Origin of the sequence: Natronoarchaeum philippinense, from assembly GCF_900215575.1 — an archaeon.
GTDB classification, from domain to species: domain Archaea; phylum Halobacteriota; class Halobacteria; order Halobacteriales; family Natronoarchaeaceae; genus Natronoarchaeum; species Natronoarchaeum philippinense.
The window spans coordinates 536,311-546,162 of record NZ_OBEJ01000003.1 but is presented as its reverse complement, the minus strand read 5'-3'; the positions used below and the strand labels follow the sequence as shown (position 1 = coordinate 546,162).

The 9,852-nt window shown below is 66.3% G+C and carries 5 protein-coding genes and 1 pseudogene; 3 read left to right on the top strand and 3 right to left on the bottom strand.

Annotated elements, in window-relative coordinates; genetic code table 11:
- Nucleotides 1-133 (bottom strand): annotated as a pseudogene (rpl10e, locus tag CRO01_RS16970) (50S ribosomal protein L16); the annotation flags it as partial.
- Nucleotides 134-441: 308 nt separating this feature from the next.
- Between rpl10e and CRO01_RS13420 the strand changes: the two are divergent.
- The gene (locus tag CRO01_RS13420) at nucleotides 442-1,821 is read left to right on the top strand and encodes a DUF4397 domain-containing protein (RefSeq protein ID WP_097009648.1); all 1,380 of its coding nucleotides are present in this window, start codon (nucleotides 442-444) and stop codon (nucleotides 1,819-1,821) included.
- A gap of 55 nt (nucleotides 1,822-1,876) precedes the next feature.
- Here the strand turns inward: CRO01_RS13420 and CRO01_RS13415 are convergent, their stop codons facing one another.
- Entirely contained in the window at nucleotides 1,877-2,968 is a 1,092-nt protein-coding gene (locus CRO01_RS13415; RefSeq protein ID WP_375097345.1) for an ATP-binding protein, read from the bottom strand.
- A 288-nt stretch (nucleotides 2,969-3,256) separates the two neighbouring features.
- On the opposite strand from CRO01_RS13415, the gene gltB reads away from it, so the two are divergent.
- Nucleotides 3,257-7,789, top strand: a complete 4,533-nt coding sequence (gene gltB / locus CRO01_RS13410) for a glutamate synthase large subunit (RefSeq protein ID WP_097009647.1) — start codon at nucleotides 3,257-3,259, stop codon at nucleotides 7,787-7,789.
- 25 nt (nucleotides 7,790-7,814) lie between these two features.
- On the opposite strand, the gene CRO01_RS13405 is transcribed toward gltB, so the two are convergent.
- On the bottom strand, nucleotides 7,815-8,459 hold the full coding sequence (locus tag CRO01_RS13405) for a helix-turn-helix domain-containing protein (protein WP_097009646.1): 645 nt from the start codon (nucleotides 8,457-8,459) through the stop codon (nucleotides 7,815-7,817).
- Nucleotides 8,460-8,827: 368 nt separating this feature from the next.
- Here CRO01_RS13405 and CRO01_RS13400 point away from each other — a divergent pair, with 368 nt between their 5' ends.
- The gene (locus CRO01_RS13400) at nucleotides 8,828-9,829 is read left to right on the top strand and encodes an NAD-dependent epimerase/dehydratase family protein (protein ID WP_097009645.1); all 1,002 of its coding nucleotides are present in this window, start codon (nucleotides 8,828-8,830) and stop codon (nucleotides 9,827-9,829) included.
- Nucleotides 9,830-9,852 lie beyond the last annotated feature (23 nt).

Below are 9,852 nucleotides of genomic sequence, written 5' to 3'. Positions count from 1 at the left end.
CCTCGGGGTCGGACTGGAGGTCGCCCATCTGGTGCTGTGCGATCTTCGAGCCGGGGATGCCGCCCATGAACTCCTTGCGCGTGTAGGGCGGCTTGCTGATCTCCCGGTACATCGAGGCCGGTTTCTCTGCCATGTTACCCGAAGGGTGGCCCACGCCGCCGATAAAGCCTTCGAAGCGGATACTACCGCGGCGTTCGTCGCACCGACACCGGCGGACGCGGCGGCGTCACCGCGCGCAAGCGAAATCGATAGACAGCACACTCAGATCGGGGATTGCACGCAACAAACCGATACTCAGCGCGACAGTGAGCCTATCGAACGCGACGCCGACCCTGCAGTCGCCTGCAGTAATTCATCGTCTGAAGCTATCAAAGGGCTAAATTAAAAATCCTTAGTCATAACAACGCACTTTAGTTTAATTTCCATAGTTAGACTCGTATCATGACGGGAGATACGACTCGACGAACTGTACTGACCGGCATGGGAGCGGCGGCCATCCTCGGGGGGACGGGGGTAGCGTTCGCCGGCGAAAACAATTCGCAATCGGACTCCGATGACGAAGCAAACGACAACGGAAACGGGAACGGAGGAGACGTTGCCAGCATCAAGGCGGTTCACGCGTCGCCGGACGCGCCGAACGTCGACGTGTACGTCAACGACGTACTCATACTCGAAGACGTAGCATTCGGGGAGGTCAGCGACTACCTCGTCTTGCTCTCGGGCGAGTACGACGTGATGGTCGTCCCGACTGGCGAGGACACCGACGCGGCGGTGATCGACGAAAGCGTCGACGTTCCGTCAGGCGCGGCCACGGCCGTCGTGGTCGGCGAGGCTGCCGAGGACGGCGACGAACCGCTCGAACTGCTGTTGCTGGACGTCGACATCGAGGACCTCGACGACGACGAGAGCCGCGTGCGCGTACTCCACGCCTCGCCAGACGCTCCGGCCGTCGACGTCGTCGCCGACGACAACGAACTCGTGACCGACCTCGAGTTCGGTGAGGACGAGAGCGTCGACGTTCCGGAGGGCACCTATACGCTGGAGATTCGGCCGGCCGGCGAGGACGAGGCCGTCGCCGAGTTCGACGTGGAACTGATGGGCAACACGGTGTACTCGGCGTACGCCGTGGGCTATCTCGAACCCGAGGACGACGAGGAGGCGTTCGACCTCCTGCTCGACGTCGACGCGCTCACGCCAGACACGGAGGGCAATGGCGGGGACGACGGCGACGACGAGACCGCAGCCGTCACGTTCGACGATCAGGAGAGCGACGGCACCAGCGTCGAAGTGGCCGAAGCGACCCTGCCCGACGGCGGATTCGTAACGATCCACGACAGTAGCCTGCTCGACGGTGAGGTGATCGGGAGCGTCATCGGCACGAGCGACTACCTCGGATCGGGCGATCACGAGGACATCGAAGTCGATCTCTACGACGAAGACGCAGTCGTCGGGGCCGATTTCGACGACGACGAGCTTACCGACGACGAGACGCTGATCGCCATGCCCCACATGGATACCGACGACAACGAGGAGTACAACTTCGTCGACTCCGACGGCGAGGAGGACGGACCCTACACCGAAGACGGAGAGCCTGTCACGGACGACGCTGAGATCACGATCGAAGACGACGATGACGACGACGATGACGACGACGACGACGATGACGACGACGCAGACGCGACGCCGGACGGCGGCGACGGTAACGCCAGCAACGCGAGCGGCAACGCCAGCGACGACGCGGTCGGAATCGACGGCAACGAGAGCGCAGGCGGCAACGAGAGCGGAAACGTTACCCAGCTCTCGGCGAGCGAAGACTGCTGACTGGGCGTCGACAGCCCGGTTTCCAGCGACTATTTTCTGACCGGTCGAATCTCGATCAGCCGTCGGTGACGGCATCGCTCGCGCTGGGGCTGTCCCCGCCGTGGGGCGTGTCGCGGCGCCGGACGCTGGCGGCGTGGACCGTCTCGGTCGCGTCGTCGATCACGACGATATCGCCGGGAGAATGGGGCATCCGTTCGCCGAGCGTGCCGCTCAGATACGTCGGCTGGACCCGCTCTAAGGCGTCGAGGTCCGGCCCGGCGGTGAGTCGGTGGGCGACGAGCACGTCCGACTGGGAGACGCCGACATCCGGTACCGCGTTCGGGCGCTGGGTCGCCGCGACGAGACTCACGCCGGGCGCGCGACCGCGCGTCAGGATCGTCCGGAGCGCCGGTTCGGCGACGCCGTCGAAGAAGGCGTGGGCCTCGTCGAGCAGGAGCCACGGGAGTCGGTCGATCGACTCGGTCACGCGAGCGCGATAGAGCGCCTCGGCGACGCCGCGACAGACGGCGTTCGCGGGTGCGGCGTCGAGCCCCGAGAGGTCGACGACCGTGGCCGCCGCACCGCCGAGCGCGGTTGCATCCAGTCCGTCGGCGTCGAACACGCCCCACGAGGCCGCCAGTTCGAGATGATTGATCGCCGCACGCACGGGCGCTGCCGGCGCGTCGGCGTCCGCGACGTGGTCGCACATTCCCGCGAGCGTCGACGCCTCGCCGGCAGCCTGCCAGACGAGGCCGCCGGGACCACCTTCGGGCGAAAGCTCGAGCAACTCGCACCACGAGCGAGGGTCCAGCGAATCGGGAGCGACCGTCGGCTCGGTGATCGTTTCGGCAGGAACTGGATCGCCTTCGGCGTCGGCCGCGAGCTCGCCGAACACGCCCATCGGATCGATAACGACCGGCGCGACGCCGGGCGAGCGCGCCAGCGACTCCGCGAGGACGCCGAGCGTGTAGGACTTGCCGTAGCCGCGCTTGCCGACGATCAGCACAGCGTGGGGACCGTCGAGATCGAGATAGAGGTCCGCCCCCTCGCTGCCGTCGAGCGCCCGGTAGGTGCCCAATCGTCCAGCCATCGATGGCCGGTCGCTCGCTGTCCGCGAGTCGGGAGTCGGCGGCCGATGCTCCTCGCCACGGCCGAGTACGAAGCTCACAGTCGGTCGTTCGTCCGTCATCCGGTTTCAACCTCGGGGCGAGCGCCGGCGCACCGTCCGAGATCGTAGCGGCCAGCGAGGTGCCCGACAGCGGCGCCGTCGCGACCGCTGCTGGGCCGTTGCGAGTTGTGTATTTTCGCCGCCAATACCGGGGGCGAAATCAAAATCAGTCAGAATACCCTCCAAAAATACTGAAGATACACAGACCTAATATAACATTGCATGTGTATATAATACCCTTAGCCATTCAGGAGAACCCTCTTATTGGAGAAGATCAAGTCTGCGCATATGACTCAGCAACGAGACACGAACGCGGACCGTTCGGTGGGCCTCGCCAGCCCCGACGACGAACGGTCCAACTGCGGCGTCGGCGTCGTCATGGATCTCGACGACGGCCGATCGCACGAGGTAGTGGCCGACGGCATCGAACTGTTGGAGAATCTCGAACATCGCGGGACGACCGGCGCCGAGGAAGCGACCGGCGACGGCGCGGGCGTGATGCTCCAGACGCCGCGCGAATTCTTCGCTGACGTTCTCGACGTCGATCTGCCCGACCAGTACGCTGTCGGCTCGTTTTTCCTCCCCCAAGATGCTGCGGCCGCCGCCGCGCTGCGCGACCGAACCGAGGACGTGCTGGCCGACTACGATCTGGAGGTCGTCCACTGGCGGTCGGTTCCGACGGACAACGCCGACCTCGGCGCGACCGCCGTCGACGCCGAACCCGACGTTTGGCAGTGCTTCGTGACGCCGACGGACGCTGTCTCGGACGACGAGTTCGACCGCGCGCTGTACGTCGCCCGGAGAGCGCTCGAAAACGCCGTCGAGGACGCCGATCTCGCTGGTGCCGAACGGTTCTACGTCTGCTCGCTCGACCGCAAGACGCTCGTCTACAAGGGCCTGCTCAAGGGCGAGCAGGTCTCGACGTACTACCCCGACCTCGCCGACGAGCGCGTCCAGTCGACGTTCGTCATGGTCCACGAGCGCTTCTCGACGAACACGCTCGGCGCGTGGCATCTCGCCCATCCCTACCGCGGTATCATCCACAACGGCGAGTTCAACACGATTCAGGGCAACATCAACTGGATGCGCGCCCGTGAGACGGACATCCAGAGTGACGCGCTCGGCGAGGACGTGGAAGCGGTCAAACCTATCATCGACGACCCCGATCAGTCCGACACCGCCTCGGTCGACAACGCGCTCGAACTCCTCTTAGAGGACGGCCGCGATCTGCCCCACGCGCTCCGGATGCTGATTCCCGAAGCTTGGCGCAGCGACGACCAGATGCCCGAAGACCGCAAGGAGTGGTACGACTTCCACGCCTCGCTCGTCGAGCCGTGGGACGGCCCCGCGCTAGTCTGTGCGACTGACGGCGACCGCGTCGGCGCCGTGCTCGACCGCAACGGCCTGCGACCGTGCCGATACGACGTGACTTCGGACAACCGACTGATCATGGCCAGCGAGGCCGGCGCGCTCGAACCCGACTACGGCGAGATCGTCGAGCGTGGCCGGCTCCAGCCCGGCCAGCTCTTCTTGGCCGATCCCGAGGAGGGGCGGGTCATTCCCGACGACGAGGTGTTCGACGACCTGACCGACGAGAAGTACGGCGAGTGGGTCGACGACCAGCAGGTCCGAATCGAAGACGTTGCCGATTCCGAGGACCTCGCACCCCGCGACTCCGTCGAGGACCTCCGGGCGCATCAGGCGACCCACGGCTACAGCCACGACGAACTCGAAAACATGATCGAGCCGATGATGAAAGACGGGAAAGACCCCGTCGGCTCGATGGGCGACGACACGCCGCTGTCGGTGCTGTCGGACTACAACCGCCCGCTGTTTTCGTATTTCAAACAGCTGTTCGCGCAGGTGACGAACCCGCCGCTGGACTACATCCGCGAGGAACTCGTCACGAGCCTCGAATCGCGGCTGGGCTTCCAGCGCAACCTGCTCGACGAGTCGCCCGCACACGCCCGCCAACTCGTGCTCGACTCGCCGATCCTGACCGACGCCGAGACGGCGGCGATCAAGGAACTGGACGCCAACGGCATGTCGGCCGCCACCGTCGACACCACCTACGAGCGCGGTGGCGACATGGAGGCCGCCGTCGAACGCGTCCGTCAGGACGCCGTCGACGCGATCGACGCCGGCAACGATGTCGTCGTGCTCTCGGACCGGGCGACCGGTCCCGACCGGGTGCCGATCCCGGCGCTGCTGGCGACCGGCGCGGTCCATCACCATCTCGTGCGCAACGGGCTCCGGAACCACGCCGGGCTCGTCGTCGAATCGGCCGGCCCGCGCACGGTCCATCACTTCGCCACGCTGGTCGGCTACGGCGCCGACGCCGTCGATCCCTACCTCGCCTACCAGACGATCGCAAACGTCGTCGCGGGCGAGGACGGCGCCGATCTCGCCGAGGCTGTCGACGACTACGTCGGCGCCGTCGAGAACGGCCTGCTCAAGACGATGGCGAAGATGGGCATCTCGACGGTCGAGAGCTATCAGGGCGCCCAGATCTTCGAGGCGGTCGGGCTCGACGACGACTTCGTCGCCGAGTACTTCGAGGGCACCGAAGCGCGCACCGGCGGCATCGGCGTCGCCGAGATCGAGGCTGACGCCGCAGACCGGCACGCCAACGCGTGGGACGACGACGCCGACATCGACCGCTACGGCGAGTTCGAGAACCGCTCGGACGGTATCCACCACCAGTGGAACCCCGACACGGTCGGCAAGCTCCAGCAGGCGGTCCGATCGGGCGACTACGACCGGTACAAGGAGTTCGCCGCCGAGATCAACGACCAGCAAGAGACGCTCCAGACCCTGCGCGGGCTCTTGGAGTTCGGGACCGACGAGCGCGAGTCGATCCCCATCGAGGAGGTCGAGCCGATCCACGAGATCGTCGAGCGCTTCTCGACGGCCGCGATGAGCCTCGGGAGCCTCTCGCCGGAGGCACACGAGAACAACTCCATCGCCATGAACCGGCTCGGCGGCAAGTCCAACTCGGGAGAGGGCGGCGAGCCGCCCGAGCGCTTCGGCACCGAAAAGGAGTGCAACGTCAAGCAGGTCGCCTCGGGACGCTTCGGCGTCACCAGCCACTACCTGAGTTCGGCCGACGAGCTGCAGATCAAGATGGCACAGGGTTCAAAGCCCGGCGAGGGCGGCCACCTACCCGGGATGAAGGTCAACGAGATGATCGCGCACGTCCGCTACGCGACGCCGGGCGTCGGGCTGATCTCGCCGCCGCCGCTGCACGACATCTACTCGATCGAGGACCTCAAACAGCTGATCCACGACCTAAAGGCCGCAAGCCCGGACGCAGACATCAACGTCAAGCTCGTCTCGGAGGCCGGCATCGGCACGATCGCCGCCGGCGTCGCCAAGGCCAACGCCGACGTGGTCCACATCTCGGGCCACTCCGGCGGCACGGGCGCCAGCCCGCGTACGTCGATCAAGAACGCCGGCCTGCCGTGGGAACTCGGCCTCGCCGAAGCCAACCAGATGCTCGTCGAGACCGACCTCCGGGACCGGATCCGCGTCTCCGCGGACGGCGGAATGAAGACCGGCCGCGACGTGGCCGTCGCCGCGGCGCTGGGCGCCGAAGAGTACATCTTCGGGACGGCGTCGCTCGTGACCTCGGGCTGCGTGATGGCCCGCCAGTGTCACAAAAACACCTGCCCGGTCGGCGTCGCCACCCAGCGCGAGAAGCTCCGGAACCGCTTCCCCGGCCAGCCCGAGCACGTTATCAACTACATGACGTTTATCGCCCAAGAGCTTCGGGAGATCATGGCCGAACTCGGCTTCGAAACCGTCGACGAGATGGTCGGCCGCGTCGACGTGCTCGACCAGCGCGACGACGTCGAGCACCCGAAGGCGAAAAACGTCGACCTCTCGGGCGTGCTGGCCGAACCGAACGGCGACCAGCGTCGGAAGACCCGCGAGCAGACCCACGAGATCGACGAGCAACTCGATCATGACCTGATCGAAGCCGCCGAACCAGCCATCGAGTCGGGCGAACCGGTCGCCGTCGAATCGGACATCTCGAACGTCGACCGCGCGGTCGGCGCGATGCTGTCGAACCGCGTCTCGACGGCGTACGGCGGCGACGGGCTGCCCGAAGACACGATCGACGTGGACTTCCACGGCACCGCCGGCCAGAGCTTCGGCGCGTTCCTCGCCGACGGCGTCACGATGCGGCTGACCGGCGGCGCCAACGACTACGTCGGCAAGGGCCTCTCGGGCGGCAAGCTCGTCGTCCAGACGCCGCCGGAAGCGCCCTACGAGCCCGAGGACAACTCCCTGATCGGCAACGTCGCGCTGTACGGCGCCACGCAGGGCGAGCTGTACGTCAACGGCAAGGCCGGCGAGCGCTTCGCCGTTCGCAACTCCGGCGTCACAGCGGTCGTCGAATCGGTCGGCGACCACGGCTGCGAGTACATGACCGGCGGCGTCGTCGCGGTGCTTGGCGACACCGGGAAGAACTTCGCGGCCGGCATGTCCGGCGGCGTCGCGTACGTGCTAGACCGCGAGGGCGACTTCGAGGAGTCGGTCAACCGCGGCATGGTGTCGGTCGAGCACGCGCTCGACGACCGCGACCGGCAGATGCTCCGCCGACTCGTCGAGAACCACGTCGCCTACACCGACAGCGACCGCGGCCAGTACGTGCTCGACAACTGGGAGGAAGAACTCGACAACGTCGTCAAGGTGATGCCCGACGCCTACGCCGACGTGCTCGAAGAGGGTGCCGACGACGTTCGTGAGGATCTGCCCTCCGGCGCGACGCCGGACGCCGACGCGACCGCCGAGTTCGCCGCGTCGAGCGACGACTGAGCGGCGGCGTCGTCGCGGCGCTGTTTTACTCGTCGTCGACCAGCGCGTCGTCGACCAGCCGTTCCATCCCGCGGCGCAGTCGCTCGGAGGCGGCCTGACTCGACACGCCGAGTTTCTCGGCCAGTCCGGCAAGCGAGGTCTCGCGCGGAATCGAGAAGTAGCCTTTTTTAGCGGCGATCAGCAGGGCCTCGCGTTGCTCCTCGGAGAGGCCGTGATGACGCTCGGGTGGCGTCCGTTCGGCGCCGTAGAGCGCGGTGACATCGATCGACAGTCCCGATTCCTGACACGCGTCGCGCCACGCGTTCAGCGCGTCCCGATCGGGGACGAACATCCTAGCACGGTAGCCGTCGTTGGTGATCGACGCTTCGCTGAGAATCGCGTCGTGGGCGACGGCGTGTCGGTACAGGTTGACGATCGGCGGATCAGCCGTGTGAGTCACTCGGTAGAGGTGGTCGCCGCCTTTCGCTTCGAGAAGCGCCCATCGGTCGACACCGACATCCTCGTCGAGTCCGGCCTCGAAGCTCGAAAGCTGATCGCCGTACGCCCAGAAAAACGCCTGCAACGGGATCGAGCCAGTCGCTGCGAGATGCTCCAGTTCGATCTCGATGTCGGGAGCCCGTGAGACTGCCGTCTCCAGTGGGGGCTGGTCGGTCCCGAACTCGACGATCATATTGGGTACGTGACAGCTATGCTGATAAACATTCCGGGATACGTACCGTTCGAAAGCGGGGGAGTCCCCCGCATGCGGTCATGTCAGAGGCGCCGGATTCAGAACCACATCCGAATCCAGGCACGCAAATTGTTCACGGCCATATCCTAAAACCACAGGCCATGAATATACAACTCAATGACTGTGGACTGCGTCGCTGCATGGTGTATCAGGGCATTGTCAGGATATGCCGTGTAACCTGATACCACAGTTTTGCCCGCGGCCGAACCCGTCTTGCCGGTCGCACTCGCCGAACATCTGGACGCCGCGACGGAGCGGCGGCACCGCCGTCCCGCCACAGTTTTCCCGTCCGCGACGAACCCCGAGCCATGAGCACGGAGACGGGCGATAGCGTACTGGTGATCGGCGGCACTCGATTCATCGGGCGTTATGCCGTCGAGGAGTTCCGAGAGCACGGCTACGACGTGACGATCTTCAACCGCGGGAACCACGAGAACCCCTTCGCCGACGCGGACGACGTGGCCCACGTCGAGGGCGACCGCACCGATGACGGCGATCTGGCCGACGCCGCGGCGACCGATCCGGACGTTGTGATCGACTGCGTCGCGTACAAGCCAAAGGAGGTGCGGACGGCGACGCGACTGTTCGACGAGGTCGATGCGTACGTGTACGTCTCCAGCGGCGCGGCCTACGGCGACGAAGACGTTCCCAAGCGCGAGGACGAGACGACGCTGTGCGAATGTACTGACGAGCAGGCCCGCGACGACTCCCACGAGACCTACGGCCCGCGCAAGGCCGAAGGCGATCGAGCGGTGTTTGCGGCCGCCGAGCGTGGGGTGAACGCGATGAGCCTCCGCCCGCCGGTCGTCTACGGCCCTCACGACTACACCGAGCGCTTCGACTACTGGATCGACCGGGCGGCAGAGCACGACCGCGTGATCGTTCCGGGCGACGGCACGAACCTCTGGCATCGCGTCTACGTCGAGAGCGTGGCGCGGGCGCTGCGCGTGGTGGCCGAAGAGGGCGAGCCGGGCGAGGCGTACAACACCGGCGACCGGCGGCTGCTCACCCTACAGGAGGCCGTCGAGACCGTCGCCGACGCGCTCGACGCCGACGTGGAGGTCGTCACCGCCGGCGAGCGCGAACTGGCGACCGCGGGCATCGAGCTGGAGGACTTCCCGCTGTACCGCGACTATCCACACGTCATGTCGACCGAGAAGCTCGCGGATCTCGGGTGGGAGCCGGTTTCGGTCGAGGACGGCATCGAGCGCGCCGTCGAGGACCACCTCGAAAGCGATCGGACGGGCCGCGAGAACGGGCCCGATCGGGACGCCGAAGAGCGGGTGCTGGGCGTGCTGGATACGCTCTGAGTGCGGACGCCGAACGCGTCGTG

Excerpts from the sequence above, each read along its gene's own strand:
- CRO01_RS13420 (WP_097009648.1), top strand. The coding sequence starts at position 442 with ATGACGGGAGATACGACTCGACGAACTGTACTGACCGGCATGGGAGCG.
- gltB (WP_097009647.1), top strand. The coding sequence starts at position 3,257 with ATGACTCAGCAACGAGACACGAACGCGGACCGTTCGGTGGGCCTCGCC.
- CRO01_RS13405 (WP_097009646.1), bottom strand. The coding sequence starts at position 8,459 with ATGATCGTCGAGTTCGGGACCGACCAGCCCCCACTGGAGACGGCAGTC.
- CRO01_RS13400 (WP_097009645.1), top strand. The coding sequence starts at position 8,828 with ATGAGCACGGAGACGGGCGATAGCGTACTGGTGATCGGCGGCACTCGA.